Genomic DNA, 18,900 nt, shown 5'->3' with positions numbered 1-18,900 from the left:
TGATCGGCGAAGGCTACGGCGATGCCCGTACCCTGGAGCGTCGCGCCCAGGCCATGGAAGCCTGGCTGGCCGATCCGAAGCTGCTGTCCGCCGATGCCGACGCCGAATACGCCGCCGTCATCGAGATCGACCTGGCCGAGATCAAGGAGCCGGTTCTCTGCGCTCCGAACGATCCGGACGACGCTCGCCTGCTGTCCACCGTTGCCGGTCAGAAGATCGATGAAGTGTTCATCGGTTCCTGCATGACCAACATCGGTCACTTCCGCGCTGCCGGCAAGCTGCTGGACAAGGTCAAGGGTGGCATTCCGACCCGTCTGTGGCTGGCTCCGCCGACCAAGATGGACGCCCACCAGCTGACCGAGGAAGGCTACTACGGCATCTACGGCAAGGCTGGCGCGCGCATGGAAATGCCGGGCTGCTCGCTGTGCATGGGTAACCAGGCTCGCGTACAGACCGGTTCGACCGTGGTTTCCACCTCGACCCGTAACTTCCCGAACCGCCTGGGCGACGCTACCAACGTGTTCCTGGCTTCTGCTGAGCTGGCGGCTGTCGCCTCCATCCTCGGCAAGCTGCCGACCGTTGAGGAGTACATGGAATACGCGAAGAACATCGACAGCATGGCTGCCGACGTTTACCGCTACCTGTCCTTCGACCAGATGGCCGAGTACCGCGATGCCGCGGCCAAGGCCAACATCCCGGTGCTGCAGGCCTGAGCCCGGTAGGCGCTAGACCGCTGTAGGAAGAAGCCCCGCCCCGTGCGGGGCTTTTTCTTTTCTACCCGCCATGTGGCACAGCGCTTGCTTCGTCGTGACCATCCGAACGCTCCAACGGCGGAGCCGTTCCCCGACAATGGCGTCGTACCCGACTGTCGCCCAGAGCGATGGCCGGTACGGCGCTTTTTTGTGCAGCGATGGAACACACGCGATGACCGACAACCACGCAACGCCACGCCCCGACGCCCTGGCCTGGGCCGCCGGCTCCGACGCCCCGGAAAAGAACGTCCTCGACCTCGGCTTCATGGCCCTGGCCGACTCGGCGCCGCTGATCGTCGCCGCCACCCAGGGCTTCGCCCAGCCCTACGGCCTGACCCTCAACCTGCGCCGCCAGGCCTCCTGGGCCGGCCTGCGCGACAAGCTGCTCGGCGGCCAGCTGGACGCCGCGCAGATGCTCTACGGCCAGGTCTACGGTATCCACCTCGGCCTCGGCAGCCCGGCCACGCCCATGGCCATCCTCATGGGCCTCAACCAGAACGGCCAGTCGATCACCTTGAGCCGCGCCCTGCGCGAGGCCGGCGTGACCAGCGGCGAGGCGCTGCGCGCACGCACGCACCAGAGCGGTGCGCGCCTGACCCTCGCCCACACCTTCCCCACCGGCACCCACGCCCTGTGGCTGTACTACTGGCTGGCCAGCCAAGGCATCCATCCGCTCGCCGACGTGCACAGCGTGGTGGTGCCGCCGGCGCAGATGGTCGCCCACCTGCGCGCCGGGCGCATCGACGGCTTCTGCGCCGGCGACCCCTGGGGCGCCCACGCGGTGGACGAGAACCTCGGCTTCACCGTCGCCACCAGCCAGTCGATCTGGCCGGATCACCCGGAGAAGGTGCTCGGCGTCACCCGCGCCTTCGCCGAGGAATGCCCCAACAGCGCCCGCGCCCTGACCATGGCCCTGCTCGAGGCCTGCCGCTTCATCGACCAGAGCGTGGAAAACCGCCGCAGCACCGCCCAGCTGCTCAGCGCCGCCGAGTACGTCAACGCGCCGGTCGCCACCCTCGAGCCGCGCTTTCTCGGCCAGTACCAGGACGGCCTCGGCCACGCCTGGCTGGACGCCCACCCGCTGCGCTTCTTCGCCGACGGCGCGGTGAACATGCCCTACCTGTCCGACGGCATCTGGTTCCTCACCCAGCTGCGCCGCTGGGGTTTGCTGCGCGACGATCCGCAGTACCATGAACTGGTCGGCCAGGTGCACCAGCTCGCGCTGTACCGCGAGGCCGCCGGCGCGCTGGGCATCGCCGTGCCGGCAGCCATGCGCCGCTCCACTCTGCAGGATGGCAGGGTCTGGGACGGCAGCGATCCGGCCGGCTACGCGCGCAGCTTCGACCTGCACGCATTGGCCGAACGCCAGAAGCTGGCCCTCTGATAGCGGGAGACATGTCCATGCTGCGCATCCTCCTGATCAACGACACCGCCAGGAAGGTCGGCCGCCTGAAGAGCGCGCTGAACGAAGCCGGCTTCGAGGTGATCGACGAGTCCGGGCTGACCGTCGACCTGCCGGCGCGGGTGGCCGCCGTGCGCCCCGACGTGATCCTGATCGACAGCGAATCGCCCGGCCGCGACGTGATGGAGCAGGTCTGCCTGCTCAGCCGCGACCAGCCGCACCCCATCGTCATGTTCACCGACGAGCACGACCCCGGCGTGATGCGCCAGGCGATCCGCTCCGGGGTCAGCGCCTACATCGTCGAGGGCATCCATGCCCAGCGCCTGCAGCCGATCCTCGACGTGGCCATGGCCCGCTTCGAGAGCGACCAGGCCCTGCGTGCCCAGCTCAACGCCCGCGACCAGCAGCTCGCCGAACGCAAGCGCATCGAACTGGCCAAGGGCCTGCTGATGAAGATGCGCCAGTGCAACGAGGAAGAGGCCTACACCCTGATGCGCCGCCAGGCGATGAGCAAGCAGCAGAAGCTGATCCAGGTGGCCGAGCAGATCATCTCGATGCATGAGATGCTCGGTAACTGAGCGCATCCCCCTGGCGATGCCGCCCATGCATCGGCGTGGGCGCAGCCCCGGACTGGTCGCAATACCGACACGCCCTGCAGCAGTGGCGCGATCCTGACAGACGCCTCAGACCAGACCGAGATACTTCAGCGTCGCCCGGTACAGCTTGCCCTCGCAGCAGACCAGCACCAGCGCGTCGCCCGACTTCGCCGAGCCGAGGATGTTGGTCAGGTCGCGGGTCAGCCGGTAGGGGTTGTCCAGCCTCGCCACCTGCACATCATCGCCTGCCGGCAGCGCCCGGTCGGCAACCAGTTGGTCCGGGTTGCTGGTCACCGTGATCCTGAGCGCCTTGCCGCCGAAACAGGTGTCGAGGAATTCGCTGCCGGCCGAGCGCTGCGCCCCGACCCTGAGGCTGACTGCTTTCATGAACTGCACCATGGTTGTGGAAAGTACAGGCCCCCAGCACTAACCGGGCCAGCTTCTGTCGCCCACCTTGCCGACACGCCGCCGCCCTTCGACCATTACAGCGCTTGCAGCCGACTAGCGGCCGGCGTATGTTGCTCCGCGCAGGCCAGCGCACTGGCCAACGTCGCTCGGACGGTTCCGGGCGCTTACGTATTCCGAGGAAATCATGGCCGACCACGGCAAGCGCCGCTTTGCGCGCATCGATCGTCTCCCCCCCTATGTCTTCAACATCACCGCCGAGCTGAAGATGGCCGCCCGCCGCCGTGGCGAGGACATCATCGACTTCAGCATGGGCAACCCCGACGGCGCCACCCCGCCGCACATCGTCGAAAAGCTCGTGCAGGTCGCCCAGCGCGAGGACACCCATGGCTACTCCACCTCCCGCGGCATCCCGCGCCTGCGCCGTGCCATCTCGCGCTGGTACCAGGACCGCTACCAGGTCGACATCGACCCGGACAGCGAAGCCATCGTCACCATCGGCTCCAAGGAAGGCCTGGCGCACCTGATGCTGGCCACCCTCGACCACGGCGACACCGTGCTGGTGCCCAACCCCAGCTACCCGATCCACATCTACGGCGCGGTGATCGCCGGCGCCCAAGTGCGCTCGGTGCCGCTGGTGCCCGGCGTCGACTTCTTCGCCGAGCTGGAGCGGGCGATCCGCGAGGCGATTCCCAAGCCGAAGATGATGATCATCGGCTTCCCCTCCAACCCCACTGCGCAGTGCGTGGAGCTGGACTTCTTCGAGCGCGTGGTGGCGCTGGCCAAGCAGCACGACATCCTCGTGGTGCACGACCTGGCCTACGCCGACATCGTCTACGACGGCTGGAAGGCGCCGTCGATCATGCAGGTGCCGGGCGCCAAGGACGTCGCCGTGGAGTTCTTCACCCTGTCGAAGAGCTACAACATGGCCGGCTGGCGCATCGGCTTTATGGTCGGCAATCAAGAACTCGTGAGCGCCCTGGCGCGGATCAAGAGCTACCACGACTACGGCACCTTCACCCCGCTGCAGGTGGCCGCCATCGCCGCCCTGGAAGGCGACCAGCAGTGCGTGCACGAGATCGCCGAGAAGTACCGCGAGCGGCGCAACGTGCTGGTCAAGGGCCTGCACGAGATCGGCTGGATGGTGGAGAAGCCCAAGGCGTCGATGTACATCTGGGCGAAGATCCCCGAAGCCTACGCCCACCTCGGCTCGCTGGAGTTTTCCAAGAAGCTCTTGGCCGAGGCCAAGGTCTGCGTCTCGCCCGGCATCGGCTTCGGCGACTACGGCGACGACCACGTGCGCTTCGCGCTGATCGAGAACCTCGACCGCACCCGTCAGGCGATCCGCGGCATCAAGGCGATGTTCCGCGCCGACGGCCTGCTGCCGCCGAAGGCGGTCAAGGGCGACAGCTGATCCACGGGTAGGGTGGGAAACTGCCGAAGGCATTTCCCACCCTGGAGTCGTCGACGGTGGACAAGGCTGCGCCGTTGTCCACCCTACCCCTCGCCTCCTCCGTATAACCGCGCCACATCCTCCGCCCGGCACAGCTCGGTGCCCGGGCGCATGATGGTCGCCGAGCCGGCAGCGATGCCGTAGCGCACCGCCTCCTGCAGGCTCCAGCCCCGGCTCAGGGCGAGGACCATGGCGCCGACCATGCTGTCACCCGCACCCACCGCACTGCACACCGGCACATCCAGCGGCGGGAAGCGCTCGATGCCCTCCCGGCTGGCCAGCACGGCGCCCTCGCCACCCAGCGACAGCACGATGACCTCCGCCACGCCACGCCCGATCAGCTCGCGCAGCGCCGCTTCCTGCGCCGCCGCGCCCTCCACCTTGCCGCCCATCAGGGTGGCCAGCTCGCTGAGGCTCGGCTTGAGCAGGTGGATGCCGCCGCGTCCGGCGGCGTAGGCAAGCGCCTCGCCCGAGCAGTCGAGCACCAGCCGCGCCTTGATGCGCCGCGCCAGCGCGGCCACTGCGTCGAAGTAAGCCAGCGCCACGCCGGGCGGGAAGCTGCCGCTGAGGACGATGAACTCTGGCGCGGGATCGAGCGCGGCGATGGCGTCCAGGCAGGCCTGCTGTTCGGCCGCCGACAGTTCCGGGCCCGGCAGCACGAAGCGGAACTGCCGGCCGGTGGCGGTCTCGTCGACGGTGAAGCTCTCGCGGGTATCGCCGGCGATCGGCACGCGCAGCTGCGGCAGCGCCAGAGCGGCGAGGATGCGCTCGAGCATGTCGCCGAACGGCCCGCCGGCCAGATAGACCGCCACGACGTCGCCGCCGAGCTCGGCGACCACCCGCGCCACGTTGATGCCGCCGCCGCCCGGATCGTAGCGCGGCAGGCTGCAGCGCAGCTTGCGGGTCGGCTCGACCTGGGCGGTGGCGGTGGACAGGTCCATCGCCGGGTTGAGGGTCAGGGTGGCAATGCGCGGCATCGGAGGCTCCAGACTGGCCCGCCGCAGCGGGACTCCCGGTTCGTGTTGCTTCCATTGTGCCTCAAGGCTGCGCCACTCGCGGCGCAAAAGGCAGCACCACGCGGCCGGCGATGAACCAAAACGGCCCCCGCTGTCCGCTCGCTGCACAGCCCTGGCCCACGACGGTGCCACGGTATCTGCCGCACGCTCGCCTGGCCCGCCCCCGGCGCCCGCACCAACCCGTTGATTTTCCAGCTAATCACCTGCCATGCCGGATCTTCGGCCGGGCTTTCACGGCCCGACTCGAGCGCCACAGCAAAACTGGCAAGTCCCTTGCAATGGTGACGATACATCCGTCTTCGGATCGCCAACGGCGGTGATCGGGACGAACTGACAAAGACGTCAAAAGCCAGCTGATCCCTGCAGGATCGGCGCGCTTGCGACGTCTTTTTTCGTTTCTGACCTTTGGGAAATCGCCATGCACATTCGCAGTCACCGTCGTTTCATCAAGCATGCCCTGGCCGCCGCCCTGCTGCTCGCCCCGCTGGCCAGCTCCGCCGCCCTGGCCGCCGATCCGGAGAAGGAAGAACTCAAGCTCGGCTTCATCAAGCTCACCGACATGGCGCCGCTGGCCATCGCCTACGAGAAGGGCTACTTCGAGGACGAAGGCCTGTACGTCACCCTCGAGGCCCAGGCCAACTGGAAGGTGCTGCTTGACCGGGTGATCACCGGCGAACTGGACGGCGCGCACATGCTGGCCGGCCAGCCGCTGGGCGCCACCATCGGCTTCGGCACCAAGGCCGAGGTGGTCACCGCCTTCTCCATGGACCTCAACGGCAACGGCATCACCGTGTCCAACGCCGTATGGGAGGAGATGAAAAAGCACGTGCCGATGCAGGACGGCAAGCCGGTGCACCCGATCAAGGCCGACGCGCTCAAGCCGGTGATCGAGCAGTACAAGGCCCAGGGCAAGCCGTTCAACCTCGGCATGGTGTTCCCGGTCTCCACCCACAACTACGAGCTGCGCTACTGGCTGGCCGCCGGCGGTATCAACCCCGGCTACTACGCTCCCGCCAAGGGCGACATCACCGGCACCATCAGCGCCGACGCCCTGCTCTCGGTGACCCCGCCGCCGCAGATGCCGGCCACCCTCGAGGCCGGCACCATCAGCGGCTACAGCGTGGGCGAGCCGTGGAACCAGCAGGCGGTATTCAAGGGCATCGGCGTGCCGGTGATCACCGACTACGAGATCTGGAAGAACAACCCGGAGAAGGTCCTCGGCGTGTCCAAGGCCTGGGCCGACGCCAACCCGGAAACCCACAAGCGCCTGGTCAAGGCGCTGATCCGCGCCGCCATGTGGCTGGACGAGAACGACAACGCCAACCGCGCCGAGGCGGTGCAGATCCTCGCCCGCCCCGAGTACGTCGGCGCCGACGCCAAGGTGATCGCCAACTCGATGACCGGCACCTTCGAGTACGAGAAGGGCGACAAGCGCGAAGTCCCGGACTTCAACGTGTTCTTCCGCTACAACGCCACCTTCCCCTACTACTCCGACGCCATCTGGTACCTGACCCAGATGCGCCGCTGGGGCCAGATCGGCGAGAACCAGCCGGACAGCTGGTACTTCGAGACCGCCCGGAAGGTCTACCAGCCGCAGACCTACCAGGCGGCCGCCGCCGAACTGGTCGCCGAGGGCAAGGCCAAGGCCTCCGACTTCCCGCCGGCCGGCGAGGAAGGCTTCCGCGCGCCGAGCAGCGACTTCATCGACGGCCTCACCTATGACGGGCGCAAGCCGAACGCGTACATCGAGCAGTTCAAGATCGGCCTTAAGGCCGACTCCGCGCTGTGATGCCCGATCCGTCCCGGGAGCCGGCCACGCCGGCTCCCCTCAGCCCCGAGGACCAGACGATGAGCAATCCCGCCGTCGCCAAACCGATCCAGGACACCATCAAGTCCGCCCACAAGGCCGCGCTGATCCAGCGCTGGATGCCCGCCCTGCTGCTGCCCGCCGCCGGCATCCTGGCCTTCCTGCTGTTCTGGCAGGTCGTCGCCGGCAGCATCGACACCAGCCTGGGCAAGTTCCCCGGCCCGACCCAGGTGGTCGGCCAGTTCACCAGCCTGGTGCAGGAGCATGTCGCCGAGCAGCGCAAGGCCGACGACTTCTACGCCCGCCAGGAAGCGCGCAATGCCGAGCGGCTGGCCAAGGACCCCGACGCCAAGGTGAGCGTGCGCCCGTACACCGGCAAGCCGACCTTCTTCAAGCAGATCCTCACCAGCCTGTACACGGTGATGACCGGCTTCGCCCTCGCCTCGCTGCTGGCCATCCCGCTGGGCATCGTCTGCGGCCTGAGCAAGCCGATCTACAGCGCCATCAACCCGCTGATCCAGGTGTTCAAGCCGGTGTCGCCGCTGGCCTGGCTGCCGCTGGTGACCATGGTGGTCAGCGCCGTGTACACCAGCGCCGACCCGCTGCTGGCCAAGTCCTTCGTCACCTCGGCCTTCACCGTGGCGCTGTGCTGCCTGTGGCCGACGGTGATCAACACCACGGTCGGCGTCGCCAACCTGGACAAGGACCTGCTCAACGTCAGCCGCGTGCTCAGCCTGTCGCCGCTCGACCACGTGCGCCGCATCGTGCTGCCCGCCGCCATCCCGATGATCTTCACCGGCCTGCGCCTGTCGCTGGCCACCGGCTGGATGGTGCTGATCGCCGCCGAGATGCTGGCGCAGAACCCGGGCCTGGGCAAATTCATCTGGGACGAGTTCCAGAACGGCAGCTCCAACTCCCTCGGCCGCATCATGGTCGCCGTGCTGACCATCGGCCTGATCGGCTTCGTCCTCGACCGTCTCATGCTCGGCCTGCAACGCCGCGTCAGCTGGGACAAGAACGCCGACCTGCGCTAAGGAGATCGTCATGAACAACGCACACCTCGAACTGACCGGCGTCGGCATCAGCTTCCCCACCGACAAGGGCCTGTTCTGCGCCCTGCAGGGCGTCAACCTGAAGATCGCCAAGGGCGAGTTCGTCTCGCTGATCGGCCACTCCGGCTGCGGCAAGTCCACCGTGCTCAACATCGTCGCCGGCCTCTACCAGGCCAGCACCGGCGGGGTGATCCTCGACGGCAAGGAGGTCAACGCCCCCGGCCCGGAGCGCGCGGTGGTGTTCCAGAACCACAGCCTGCTGCCCTGGCTGACCTGCTACCAGAACATCGAACTTGCCGTGCAGCAGGTGTTCAGGGGCAAGAAGGGCAAGGCGGAAATGCGCGAGTGGATCGAGTACAACCTCGACCTGGTGCACATGACCCACGCGCGCGACAAGCGCCCCAGCGAGATTTCCGGCGGCATGAAGCAGCGCATCGGCATCGGCCGCGCGCTGGCCATGCAGCCCAAGGTGCTGCTGATGGACGAGCCGTTCGGCGCCCTCGACGCGCTGACCCGCGCCCACCTGCAGGACTCGCTGATGGAGATCCACGCCGACCTCGGCAACACGGTGATCATGATCACCCACGACGTCGACGAGGCCGTGCTGCTCTCCGACCGCATCGTGATGATGAGCAACGGCCCGGCGGCCACCGTCGGCGACATCCTCGACGTCGACCTGGCCCGCCCGCGCGAGCGCATGGCCCTGGCCCACGATCCGCGCTACCACGAGTACCGCGCCGCGGTGCTGGAGTTCCTCTACCAGCGCCAGAAGCGCCCGGCCGCCTGACACCCGTCCTGCCGCATGCGCCTGGCCGCAACCGCTGATCGGCCAGGCGCATGCAAGGGCGGCTGGTCGATGGCATCGCGCTATACCTGTTGAAGCGGCCAGCCTCGACAGGAGATCTCCATGCTGCCCTTGCGTACCCTGCTCCCCGTCGCCCTGCTGGCGGCCCTTCCCCTGCTCCCGGCCCAGGCCGACGAGCACCTGATCGAACGCGGCCGCTATCTGGTGCAGATTTCCGGCTGCAACGACTGCCACACCTCCGGCTACCTGATGGCGCCGGGCAAGGTGGCCGAGAGCGACTGGCTCAAGGGCGACAGCCTCGGCTGGTACGGCCCCTGGGGCACCACCTACCCCAGCAACCTGCGCCTGGTGCTGCCCAAGCTCAGCGAGAGCCAGTGGCTGGCGCTGGCGCGAAGCGCCAACTACCGCCCGCCAATGCCCAACCAGACCCTGCACCACATGACCGACGAGGACCTGCGCGCCATCTACCAGCTGGTCAAGCACCTCGGCCCGGCCGGCGAGCCGGCGCCCATGGCGCTGCCGCCCGGCGACACGCCGGAGGGGCCGGTGGTGATGTTCCCCATGCCGCCGGCCGCCAGCAAATAGCCGGCAGCCCGCCGGACGCCCCGTGGCGGCGCACGATGCGCCGCCACGCCCTCTTTTGAATCACGCCCGACTCCTCTGGTGAACCCCAGACGGCCATTTTCCAAGCCCTCGGCACATTGGCACAGCTCTTGCTGAAGCTCTGGCAACGGCAGCCAATGGCGGCTGCCGCACTGACGACAAAGGCGTCGCATCACCCAGCCCCGGCTGGCGTGCTGCGACGCCTTTTTCGTTTCACGCCCCAATGCCCGGGGCGGGCCGCTGCCGCGTGATCCGCGCAGCGGCCCAGTGACCCTTTCCCCCAGCGGTGGCTCTGCCACCAGCGCCCGGCCACAAGCCCGGCGTTATCCGGGGGACTGGCGCGGCCTGCCGACCAGGCTCGCTTGCGCGCCAGCCCCCGGTCTTTTGCGAACTTTGGATCCGAGGTGTCAGATGAACACGAGTTTCTGGAAAGCCGGCCACACGCCAACCCTGTTCGCCGCATTTCTCTATTTCGACCTGAGCTTCATGGTCTGGTACGTGCTCGGCCCGCTGGGCGTGCAGATCGCCGCCGACCTCGGCCTGACCACCCAGCAACGGGCGATGATGGTCGCCACGCCGATCCTCGCCGGCGCCGTGCTGCGCTTCCTGATGGGCCTGTTCGCCGACCGCACCTCGCCGAAGACCGCCGGCCTGGTCGGCCAGGCGATCGTCATCGCCGCCCTCGCCGTGGCCTGGCTGCACGGCGTGCACAGCTACCAGCAGGCCCTGCTGCTCGGCCTGTTCCTCGGCTTCGCCGGCGCTTCCTTCGCCGTCGCCCTGCCGCTGGCCTCGCAGTGGTACCCGGCGCAGCACCAGGGCAAGGCCATGGGCATCGCCGGCGCCGGCAACTCCGGCACCGTGCTCGCCGCGCTGTTCGCCCCGCTGCTGGCCAGCGCCTTCGGCTGGAACAACGTGTTCGGCCTGGCGCTGATCCCGCTGGTGCTGACCCTGATCATCTTCGCCGCCGTGGCGAAGAACGCCCCCGAGCGGCCCAAGCCCAAGGCGCTCGGCGACTACCTGAAGGCGCTCACCGACCGCGACAGCTGGTGGTTCATGCTGTTCTACAGCGTCACCTTCGGCGGCTTCCTCGGCCTGGCCAGCACACTGCCCGGCTACTTCCACGACCAGTACGGCTTCGACCCGGTCAAGGCCGGCTACTACACCGCCGCCTGCGTGTTCGCCGGCAGCCTGCTGCGCCCGCTGGGCGGCGCCCTGGCCGACCGCATCGGCGGCATCCGCACCCTGCTGGTGATGTACACCGTGGCCTCGCTGTGCATCGCCGCGGTCGGCTTCAACCTGCCCAGCTCGACCGCCGCGCTGGCGCTGTTCGTGGTCGCCATGCTCAGCCTGGGCGCCGGCAACGGCGCGGTGTTCCAGCTGGTGCCGCAGCGCTTCCGCCAGACCATCGGCGTGATGACCGGGCTGATCGGCATGGCCGGCGGCATCGGCGGCTTCGCCCTGACCGCGGGCCTGGGCGCGGTCAAGCAGTCCACCGGCGACTACCAGCTCGGCCTGTGGCTGTTCGCCGCCCTCGGCGTGGTCGCCTGGATCGGCCTGCACAGCGTCAAGCTGCGCTGGCGCACCACCTGGGGCTCGGCGGCGGTGACCGCGGCGCGGGTCTAGGACTGTATATGCGCTGCGCACCGGGACGCCCCTCTGGTGCGCGCGGCGCACCCTACTGACCTGCGTCACCCGTCGCATGCAGGGTGCGCCATGCGCACCATTGCGCCCCCAACCTGACAGGACCGTCCCATGCCCCTGCACCTGACCATCGGCGAAGCCAGCGCCACCGGCCCGCGAGCCGAGAACCAGGACGCCATCCGCGTGGTGACCCCGGCGCCGGCGCTGGCCGCCAGCAAGGGCCACCTGCTGGCCCTGGCCGACGGCGTCAGCCAGTGCGCCGACGGCGGTCTGGCCGCCCGCGCCACCCTGCAGGCGCTGGCGCTGGATTACTACGCCACCCCGGAAACCTGGCCGGTAGCGCAGTCGCTGGATCGCCTGCTGGTCGCCCACAACCGCTGGCTGCACAGCGCCGGCGGTGGCCAGCCGCTGCTCACCACCCTCACCGCCCTGGTGCTGCGCGGGCGGCGCTTCACCCTCGCCCACGTCGGCGACTGCCGCGCCTACCGCTGGCACGCCGGCAGGCTGCAGCGCCTGACCTGCGAGCACGTCTGGGAGCAGGAGGGCATGCAGCACGTGCTCAAGCGCGCCCTCGGCCTCGACCAGCACCTGGTGATGGACTACCTGGACGGCGACCTGCAGGCCGGCGAGACCTTCCTGCTGCTGTGCGACGGCATCTGGGCGACCCTCGACGACGGCGTGATCCGCGACATCCTCGCCACCGAGCGCGAGCCGCAGGCGATCGCCGATGCCCTGGTCGCCACCGCCCACCATGCCGGCAGCCAGGACAACGCCAGCGCCGTGGTGGTGCGCATCGACGAACTGCCGGAAGCCAGCCTGGCCGACGCCCTCGCCAGCCTGCCCGAGTGGCCGCTGCCGCCGCGCCTGCGCGACGGCCAGGACTTCGAGGGCTGGCGGGTCGAAGGCCTGCTCGCCGAGAGCCGCCAGTCGCTGCTGTACCGGGTGCGCGACGGCCAGGGCCGTCCCTGGCTGCTCAAGACCCTGCCGGGAAGCCGCAGCGATGAGCCCGGCGCCCAGCAGGCGCTGCTGCAGGAGGAATGGTTCCTGCGCCGGGTCGCCGGCCTCGGCTTCCCCGAGGTGCACGGCCTGCCGCAGCGCCAGCACCTGTACTTCGTCATGCGCGAGTACTCCGGGCAGACCCTGGCCGCCCGTCTGGAGCAGCAGGGGCCGCTGCCGCTGGCCGACTGGCTGCAGATCTCGCGCAGCCTGCTGCGCGCCCTCGGCCAGTTGCACCGGCGCAACATCCTGCACCGCGACATCAAGCCGGAGAACCTGCTGGTCGGCGACGGCGGCGAGCTGCTGCTGCTCGACTTCGGCCTCGCCTACTGCCCCGGCCTGTCCGCCGACGAGGCGCACAGCCTGCCCGGCACGCCCAGCTACATCGCTCCGGAAGCCTTCGCCGGCGCCGCGCCGGAGCCGCGCCAGGACCTGTTCGCCGCCGGCGTCTGCCTGTACCGCCTGCTCACCGGCCAGTATCCCTACGGCGAACTGGAGCCGTTCCAGCAGCCGCCCAACAAGGCGCCGACCACCGCCAGCCGCTACCGCCCGGACCTGCCGGCCTGGCTCGACGAGCTGCTGCTCAGGGCGCTGGCGAGCAATCCCGCCCAGCGCTTCGAGACCGCCGAGGAATGGCTGCTGGCCCTCGACCAGGGCGAGCGCCGCGCCCGCGACCTGCCCGCCCGCCCGCTGCTCGAACGCGAGCCGCTGAAGTTCTGGCGCGGCCTGGCGCTGGTTTCGCTGCTGGTCAACCTGATCCTGCTGGTGATGGCACTCAAGCCGTAGCCTGCCGCCCGGCCCGGGCCGGCCATTGCGTCCCGGCGCTTGGCCGGGCCGGTCACTGTTGCGCGGCGGCCCGCGGCGAACCGGCCAGCGCCTCGTCGACCATCTGCAGGAAGGTATCGATGATCCGCCGCGTACGCTGTTCGCGCAGGCACACCAGGGTTTCGGTCATCTGCCGCCGGCAGTCGCGGATCGGCAGCGCGTGCACCTGCGGGTGCTCGCCCAGCTCCGCCGCCGACACCACGCCCACCCCCATACCCGCCAGCACCAGCTCGCGCACCGCCTCGCGGCCCTCGACCTCGATGGCCGGGCGCAGGCGCAGGCCGGCCTGCTGCATCTCCTCCTCGAGCAGCTGGCGGGTCATCGAACCCTGCTCGCGCAGCACCATCGGCAGGTCGTCGAGGTCGGCCAGGACGATGTCGTGGCGCTGCGCCCACGGATGGCTGCGCGCGACGAAGGCCACCAGCGGGCCGCTGCTCAGGGTCTGGCACAGCAGGCGCGCGTCCTCCACCGGGCGGCCGAGCACCGCCAGGTCGGCGCGGTAGTCGAACAGGCGGCCGAGGGCCTCGTCGGTATTGCCGGTGACCAGGCTGATGCGGATGCCGGGGTAGCGCGCGTTGAAGCGGGCGATATAGGGCAGCACATGCACCGGCGAGTCCACCGCCAGGGTCAGCTGGCCGCTGCGCAGGGCGCGCGAGCTGGACAGCAGCTCCTCGGCCTCGCCCTCGGCGGCGAACAGCCGCTGGGTGATGGCCAGCAGGCGCTCGCCCAGCTCGCTGAGCTGCACCGAGCGCTTGGTGCGGTGGAACAGCTGCACCCCGTAGAGTTCCTCGAGCTTGCGCACCTGGTCGGAAATCGCCGGCTGGCTGAGGAACAGGCGCTCGGCCGCGCGGGTGAAGCCGCCGTGCACCGCCACCGCGTGGAAGGCCTTGAGCTGGGCATGGGAGATCGCCATCGGATTTCTCGCAGTAATAAGCTGTAGTTGTTTTTGAAATATCATAAAACGATTTTATTTATTAGTGCCGAATTGGTTTGATCGTCGCCAGGCAGTCACCCGCTGCGTCCTACCGAACAGGAGACGATCATGAGCAAAGCCGAATTCATCGCCACATCCCAGCCGCTGCCCGCGCCGGCGCTGGGCGAGCCCTACCTGCTCACCCCCGGCCCGCTGACCACCTCGCTGGCCACCAAGCAGGCCATGCTGCGCGACTGGGGTTCGTGGGACGGCGAGTTCAACCAGGTCACCGCCGAGATCCGCCGCGAGCTGGTGGCGATGGCCGGGGTGGCGGACGACAGCTACGTCTGCGTGCCCGTGCAGGGCAGCGGCACCTTCGCCGTCGAGGCGGCGCTGGCCGCCGCGGTGCCGCGCGACGGCAAGGCGCTGGTGCTGATGAACGGCGCCTACGGCAAGCGCGCGCGGCAGACCCTCGACTACCTCGGTCGCGCCCACGTCAGCCTGGACAAGGGCGACTACCTGCCGCCGCAGCCTGAGGAGGTCGACCAGCTGCTGCGCGACAACCCCGACGTCACCACGGTGTTCCTGGTCCACTGCGAGACCAGCTCGGGCATCCTCAATCCTCTGCGCGAGATCGCCGCGGTGGTCAAGGCGCACGGCAAGCTGCTGATGGTCGACGCCATGAGCTCGTTCGGCGCGGTGCCGCTGACCGTCGACGCCATTCCCTTCGACATCCTGGTGTCCTCGGCCAACAAGTGCATCGAGGGCATCCCCGGCTTCGGCTTCGTCATCGCCCGCCGCGATCTGCTCGAGCAGTCCAGGGGGCGCTTCCACTCGCTGAGCCTCGACCTGTTCGAGCAGTGGCAGTACATGGAGCGCAGCGGCCAGTGGCGCTTCACCCCGCCGACCCACAGCGTGGTGGCCTTCCGCGCCGCACTCGAGCAGCACCGCGCCGAGGGTGGCGTCGCCGGGCGCCTGGCGCGCTACTCGCGCAACCGCGACGTGCTGGTGGCCGGCATGCGCGCCCTGGGCTTCCGCACCCTGCTGGAGGACCGTTGGCTGTCGCCGATCATCACCACCTTCTTCTGCCCCGAGCACCCCAACTTCGAGTTCAAGCGCTTCTACGACGAGCTGAAACAGCGCCAGTTCATCATCTACCCCGGCAAGCTGACCCTCGCCGAGAGCTTCCGCATCGGCCACATCGGCCAGATCGACGAGGGCATCGTCCAGCAGTTGCTGCGCGCCATCGCCGAATCGCTGGCGGCCATGCAGGTGGACATCCGCGGCCCGGCCGCCTGAAACGCAGGCCGCCTGAACCGCAGGCCGCGAGCCCCGCTGGCTCGCGGCAGCCCACCCCACGGCGGCACGCGCGAGACCGATCGACGGTCCTTCGCACGTGGCGCCCGGCGCGATAACAAGAACGACTTCCAGCTTTGAACTGCCGATTCCTACAAGCAAAAGAGGCCAGATTCATGACGCAGCACGCGAGCGGTTCGTCCTTCCGATTGTTCAGCAGCGATCTCCAGCGCTGGCGCTGGCAGATCTTCGCCATCACCTGGCTGGCCTACGCCGCCTTCTACTTCACTCGCAAGGCCTTCTCGGTGGCCAAGCTCGGCATCGGCGAGGACCCCGATTTCAGCCTCGACAAGGCCGCCATGGCCAACCTCGACGCTCTGTACCTCGGCGCCTACGCCGTCGGCCAGTTCGTCTGGGGCGTGTTCGCCGACCGCTTCGGTACCCGCGTGGTGGTGTTCGGCGGCCTCTTGGTCTCGGCGCTGGCCGCCCTGCTGATGGGCACCTTCGCCACCCTGCCGATCTTCGCCACCTGCATGGTGGTGCAGGGCCTGGCGCAGTCCACCGGCTGGTCGGGGCTGTGCAAGAACATCGGCTGCTTCTTCGCCACCCGCGAGCGTGGCCGCGTGCTCGGCCTGTGGAGCAGCTGCTACGCCTTCGGCGGTCTGGTCGCCGCGCCCTTCACCGGCTGGTGGGCCTACCAGGCATTCGGCGACTGGCGCATGGCCTTCGTCTCCGGCGCAGCGGTGGTGGCAGTGGTCGCCGTGCTGTTCCTCTGGCTGCAGCGCAACCGCCCGCAGGACGTCGGCCTGCCGGCGGTGGAGGAGGAGCACGCCGCGGTGGGCGAGCACCCGGGCTTCTGGGAGTCGCTGCGCACCATCCTGCGCAACCGCACCGTGCTGGTGCTCGGCCTGGCCTACTTCCTGCTCAAGCCGGCGCGCTACGCGATCCTGTTCTGGGGGCCGGTGATGGTCTACGAGCGCATGCCGGAGCTGGGCAAGGTGGCCGCCGCGCTGGTGCCGTCGGCGTTCGAGGTCGCCGGCCTGGTCGGCCCGGTGCTGATCGGCCTGCTCTCCGACCGGCTGTTCGGCGCACGCCGCTTCCCGGCCTGCGTGCTCAGCCTGCTGGCCCTGGCAGTGGTGCTCGCCCTGTTCGTCCCGGCCATGCAGAGCGGCAGCGTGCTGCTGGTGGTCGGCCTGCTGTTTCTCATGGGCCTGACCCTGTACGGGCCGGACTCAATGATCAGCAGCTCGGCGGCCATCGACTACAGCAAGGGCGCCGCCGGCACCGCCTCGGGCTTCGTCAACGGCTGCGGCTCCACCGGCGCCATCCTCGGTGGCCTGCTGCCCGGCTACTTCGACACCGAAACCGTGTTCCTCTGCTTCACCGTCACCGCGCTGGTGGCCACCGTGCTGCTGATCCCGCACTGGAACAGCCGGCCGCAGGCCAGCGCCGAACCCGCCGCGGCCGGCAGCCCGCGCAAGGCCCTGGCCTGAGCCCCAATTCCTTTATCCGTCGTCATCCGGAGTAACCAGAAATGAACTATCAAGCACCCACCCAGCTGCAAGCCGCCATCCTCGACTGGGCCGGCACCGTGGTCGACTTCGGCTCCTTCGCGCCGACCCAGATCTTCGTCGAGGCGTTCGCCGAGTTCGGCATCGAGGTCAGCCTGGCCGAGGCGCGCGGGCCGATGGGCATGGGCAAGTGGGACCACATCCGCACCCTGTGCGACGTGCCTGAGATCGCCGAACGCTACCGGGCGCGCTTCGGCCGCCTGCCCAGCGACGCCGACGTCACCGCCATCTACGAGCGCTTCATGCCGCTGCAGATCGAGAAGATCGCCGAGCACTCGGCGCTGATCCCCGGTGCCCTGGAAGCCATCGCCGCGCTGCGCGGCAAGGGCCTGAAGATCGGCTCCTGCTCGGGCTACCCGGCGGTGGTGATGGACAAGGTGGTCAAGCTGGCCGCCAGCAACGGCTACCTCGCCGACCACGTGGTGGCCACCGACGAGGTGCCCAACGGCCGTCCGCACCCGGCCCAGGCGCTGGCCAACGTGATCGCCCTCGGCATCAGCGACGTCGCCGCCTGCGTCAAGGTCGACGACACCTGGCCGGGCATCCTCGAGGGGCGCAGCGCCGGCATGTGGACGGTGGCGCTGACCATGTCCGGCAACGCCCTCGGCCTGACCTACGCCGAGTACCAGGCGCTGCCGGAGGAGCGCCGCGCCGCCGAGCGGGCGCGCATCGCCCAGCTGTTCGAGGGCGCGCGCCCGCACTACCTGATCGACACCATCGCCGAGCTGCCGGCGGTGATCGACGACATCAACGCCCGCCTGCAGCGCGGCGAGACGCCGCAAGGCTGCTGATGCCGCTCCGGGGCCGCTGCGGCGGCCCCGGCCTTCGCCACAAGACCGACAACAGAGGCCGCCAGATGATCTATGCACAACCGGGCACCGCCGGTGCCATCGTTTCCTTCAAGCCGCGCTACGGCAACTACATCAACGGTGAGTTCGTCGCGCCGGTCAACGGCCGCTACTTCACCAACACCACGCCGATCACCGGCGAAGACATCGCCGAATTCCCGCGCTCCACCGCCGAAGACATCGAGCTGGCGCTGGACGCCGCCCACGCCGCCGCCGACGCCTGGGGCCGCACCGCGGTACAGGACCGCGCCAACATCCTGCTCAGAATCGCCGACCGCATCGAGCAGAACCTGGAAGTGCTCGCCGTCGCCGAGACCTGGGACAACGGCAAGGCCGTGCGCGAGACCCTGAATGCCGACGTGCCGCTGTCCGCCGACCACTTCCGCTACTTCGCCGGCTGCATCCGCGCCCAGGAAGGCAGCGCCGCCGAGATCAACGACACCACCGCCGCCTACCACTTCCACGAGCCGCTGGGCGTGGTCGGCCAGATCATTCCGTGGAACTTCCCGCTGCTGATGGCCGCCTGGAAGCTGGCCCCGGCGCTGGCCGCCGGCAACTGCATCGTGCTGAAGCCGGCCGAGCAGACTCCGCTGTCGATCACCGTGCTGCTGGAGATCATCGGCGACCTGCTGCCCAAGGGCGTGCTCAACGTGGTGCAGGGCTTCGGCCGCGAAGCCGGCGAGGCGCTGGCCACCAGCAAGCGCATCGCCAAGATCGCCTTCACCGGATCGACTCCGGTGGGGTCGCATATCCTCAAGTGCGCCGCCGAGAACATCATCCCCAGCACCGTCGAGCTGGGCGGCAAGTCGCCGAACATCTTCTTCGAAGACATCATGCAGGCGGAGCCTGCGTTCATCGAGAAGGCCGCCGAGGGCCTGGTGCTGGCCTTCTTCAACCAGGGCGAGGTGTGCACCTGCCC

General features: G+C 69.0%; 17 protein-coding genes. 14 read left to right on the top strand and 3 right to left on the bottom strand.

Annotated features, from left to right (window positions below; all coding sequences use genetic code 11):
- The 3 genes from E5198_RS15995 to E5198_RS15985 all read left to right on the top strand — a co-directional run.
- The coding region (locus tag E5198_RS15995; RefSeq protein ID WP_256659171.1) for an aconitase family protein at positions 1-713 on the top strand (713 nt) is incomplete at its 5' end.
- A gap of 211 nt (positions 714-924) precedes the next feature.
- Complete coding sequence (locus tag E5198_RS15990; RefSeq protein ID WP_136490994.1) at positions 925-2,136, top strand: CmpA/NrtA family ABC transporter substrate-binding protein; 1,212 nt, start codon at positions 925-927, stop codon at positions 2,134-2,136.
- A 17-nt stretch (positions 2,137-2,153) separates the two neighbouring features.
- Positions 2,154-2,732 (top strand): ANTAR domain-containing response regulator, encoded by a 579-nt coding sequence (locus E5198_RS15985; protein WP_136490993.1) that lies wholly within the window; start codon positions 2,154-2,156, stop codon positions 2,730-2,732.
- Between the two features lie 105 nt (positions 2,733-2,837).
- Here the strand turns inward: E5198_RS15985 and E5198_RS15980 are convergent, their stop codons facing one another.
- Positions 2,838-3,137, bottom strand: a complete 300-nt coding sequence (locus E5198_RS15980; RefSeq protein ID WP_136490992.1) for a hypothetical protein — start codon at positions 3,135-3,137, stop codon at positions 2,838-2,840.
- 205 nt (positions 3,138-3,342) lie between these two features.
- Here E5198_RS15980 and alaC point away from each other — a divergent pair, with 205 nt between their 5' ends.
- Complete coding sequence (gene alaC, locus E5198_RS15975) at positions 3,343-4,569, top strand: alanine transaminase (protein ID WP_168772545.1); 1,227 nt, start codon at positions 3,343-3,345, stop codon at positions 4,567-4,569.
- Between the two features lie 83 nt (positions 4,570-4,652).
- Here the strand turns inward: alaC and E5198_RS15970 are convergent, their stop codons facing one another.
- Positions 4,653-5,585: a 1-phosphofructokinase family hexose kinase gene (locus E5198_RS15970; protein WP_136490990.1), complete on the bottom strand. Its 933-nt coding sequence runs from the start codon at positions 5,583-5,585 to the stop codon at positions 4,653-4,655.
- Between the two features lie 457 nt (positions 5,586-6,042).
- Between E5198_RS15970 and E5198_RS15965 the strand changes: the two genes are divergently transcribed.
- From E5198_RS15965 to E5198_RS15940, 6 genes are all read left to right on the top strand, one after another.
- Positions 6,043-7,413, top strand: a complete 1,371-nt coding sequence (locus E5198_RS15965) for a CmpA/NrtA family ABC transporter substrate-binding protein (protein ID WP_136490989.1) — start codon at positions 6,043-6,045, stop codon at positions 7,411-7,413.
- Between the two features lie 59 nt (positions 7,414-7,472).
- Complete coding sequence (locus E5198_RS15960) at positions 7,473-8,465, top strand: ABC transporter permease (protein ID WP_136490988.1); 993 nt, start codon at positions 7,473-7,475, stop codon at positions 8,463-8,465.
- 10 nt (positions 8,466-8,475) lie between these two features.
- The gene (locus E5198_RS15955; protein ID WP_136490987.1) at positions 8,476-9,270 is read left to right on the top strand and encodes an ABC transporter ATP-binding protein; all 795 of its coding nucleotides are present in this window, start codon (positions 8,476-8,478) and stop codon (positions 9,268-9,270) included.
- 120 nt (positions 9,271-9,390) lie between these two features.
- On the top strand, positions 9,391-9,873 hold the full coding sequence (locus E5198_RS15950; RefSeq protein WP_136490986.1) for a cytochrome C: 483 nt from the start codon (positions 9,391-9,393) through the stop codon (positions 9,871-9,873).
- A gap of 429 nt (positions 9,874-10,302) precedes the next feature.
- Entirely contained in the window at positions 10,303-11,514 is a 1,212-nt protein-coding gene (locus E5198_RS15945; protein WP_136490985.1) for a NarK/NasA family nitrate transporter, read from the top strand.
- 129 nt (positions 11,515-11,643) lie between these two features.
- Positions 11,644-13,314: a bifunctional protein-serine/threonine kinase/phosphatase gene (locus E5198_RS15940; RefSeq protein ID WP_136490984.1), complete on the top strand. Its 1,671-nt coding sequence runs from the start codon at positions 11,644-11,646 to the stop codon at positions 13,312-13,314.
- Between the two features lie 52 nt (positions 13,315-13,366).
- On the opposite strand, the gene E5198_RS15935 is transcribed toward E5198_RS15940, so the two are convergent.
- Positions 13,367-14,266: a LysR substrate-binding domain-containing protein gene (locus tag E5198_RS15935; RefSeq protein ID WP_136490983.1), complete on the bottom strand. Its 900-nt coding sequence runs from the start codon at positions 14,264-14,266 to the stop codon at positions 13,367-13,369.
- Positions 14,267-14,395: 129 nt separating this feature from the next.
- On the opposite strand from E5198_RS15935, the gene E5198_RS15930 reads away from it, so the two are divergent.
- From E5198_RS15930 to E5198_RS15915, 4 genes are all read left to right on the top strand, one after another.
- Positions 14,396-15,565 carry a 2-aminoethylphosphonate--pyruvate transaminase gene (locus E5198_RS15930; protein WP_136490982.1) on the top strand — a complete coding sequence of 390 codons (1,170 nt, stop codon included), beginning with the start codon at positions 14,396-14,398 and terminating at the stop codon, positions 15,563-15,565.
- 173 nt (positions 15,566-15,738) lie between these two features.
- Positions 15,739-17,055: an MFS transporter gene (locus E5198_RS15925; RefSeq protein ID WP_136490981.1), complete on the top strand. Its 1,317-nt coding sequence runs from the start codon at positions 15,739-15,741 to the stop codon at positions 17,053-17,055.
- Positions 17,056-17,096: 41 nt separating this feature from the next.
- Positions 17,097-17,924, top strand: a complete 828-nt coding sequence (phnX, locus tag E5198_RS15920; protein WP_136490980.1) for a phosphonoacetaldehyde hydrolase — start codon at positions 17,097-17,099, stop codon at positions 17,922-17,924.
- 65 nt (positions 17,925-17,989) lie between these two features.
- Positions 17,990-18,900: aldehyde dehydrogenase family protein (locus E5198_RS15915; RefSeq protein WP_136490979.1), on the top strand; the 911-nt coding region annotated here is incomplete at its 3' end.

This window comes from Pseudomonas sp. A-1, from assembly GCF_004801855.1.
GTDB lineage: Bacteria > Pseudomonadota > Gammaproteobacteria > Pseudomonadales > Pseudomonadaceae > Geopseudomonas.
Note: the sequence above shows the minus strand (reverse complement) of the source record. Positions and strands in the feature narration are given on the sequence as shown.

Coding starts and splice junctions, on each gene's coding strand:
- E5198_RS15985 (WP_136490993.1), top strand. CDS start 2,154: ATGCTGCGCATCCTCCTGATCAACGACACCGCCAGGAAGGTCGGCCGC.
- E5198_RS15980 (WP_136490992.1), bottom strand. CDS start 3,137: ATGAAAGCAGTCAGCCTCAGGGTCGGGGCGCAGCGCTCGGCCGGCAGC.
- E5198_RS15940 (WP_136490984.1), top strand. CDS start 11,644: ATGCCCCTGCACCTGACCATCGGCGAAGCCAGCGCCACCGGCCCGCGA.
- E5198_RS15990 (WP_136490994.1), top strand. CDS start 925: ATGACCGACAACCACGCAACGCCACGCCCCGACGCCCTGGCCTGGGCC.
- E5198_RS15925 (WP_136490981.1), top strand. CDS start 15,739: ATGACGCAGCACGCGAGCGGTTCGTCCTTCCGATTGTTCAGCAGCGAT.
- E5198_RS15960 (WP_136490988.1), top strand. CDS start 7,473: ATGAGCAATCCCGCCGTCGCCAAACCGATCCAGGACACCATCAAGTCC.
- alaC (WP_168772545.1), top strand. CDS start 3,343: ATGGCCGACCACGGCAAGCGCCGCTTTGCGCGCATCGATCGTCTCCCC.
- E5198_RS15965 (WP_136490989.1), top strand. CDS start 6,043: ATGCACATTCGCAGTCACCGTCGTTTCATCAAGCATGCCCTGGCCGCC.
- E5198_RS15945 (WP_136490985.1), top strand. CDS start 10,303: ATGAACACGAGTTTCTGGAAAGCCGGCCACACGCCAACCCTGTTCGCC.
- E5198_RS15955 (WP_136490987.1), top strand. CDS start 8,476: ATGAACAACGCACACCTCGAACTGACCGGCGTCGGCATCAGCTTCCCC.
- E5198_RS15970 (WP_136490990.1), bottom strand. CDS start 5,585: ATGCCGCGCATTGCCACCCTGACCCTCAACCCGGCGATGGACCTGTCC.
- E5198_RS15935 (WP_136490983.1), bottom strand. CDS start 14,266: ATGGCGATCTCCCATGCCCAGCTCAAGGCCTTCCACGCGGTGGCGGTG.
- E5198_RS15950 (WP_136490986.1), top strand. CDS start 9,391: ATGCTGCCCTTGCGTACCCTGCTCCCCGTCGCCCTGCTGGCGGCCCTT.
- E5198_RS15930 (WP_136490982.1), top strand. CDS start 14,396: ATGAGCAAAGCCGAATTCATCGCCACATCCCAGCCGCTGCCCGCGCCG.
- phnX (WP_136490980.1), top strand. CDS start 17,097: ATGAACTATCAAGCACCCACCCAGCTGCAAGCCGCCATCCTCGACTGG.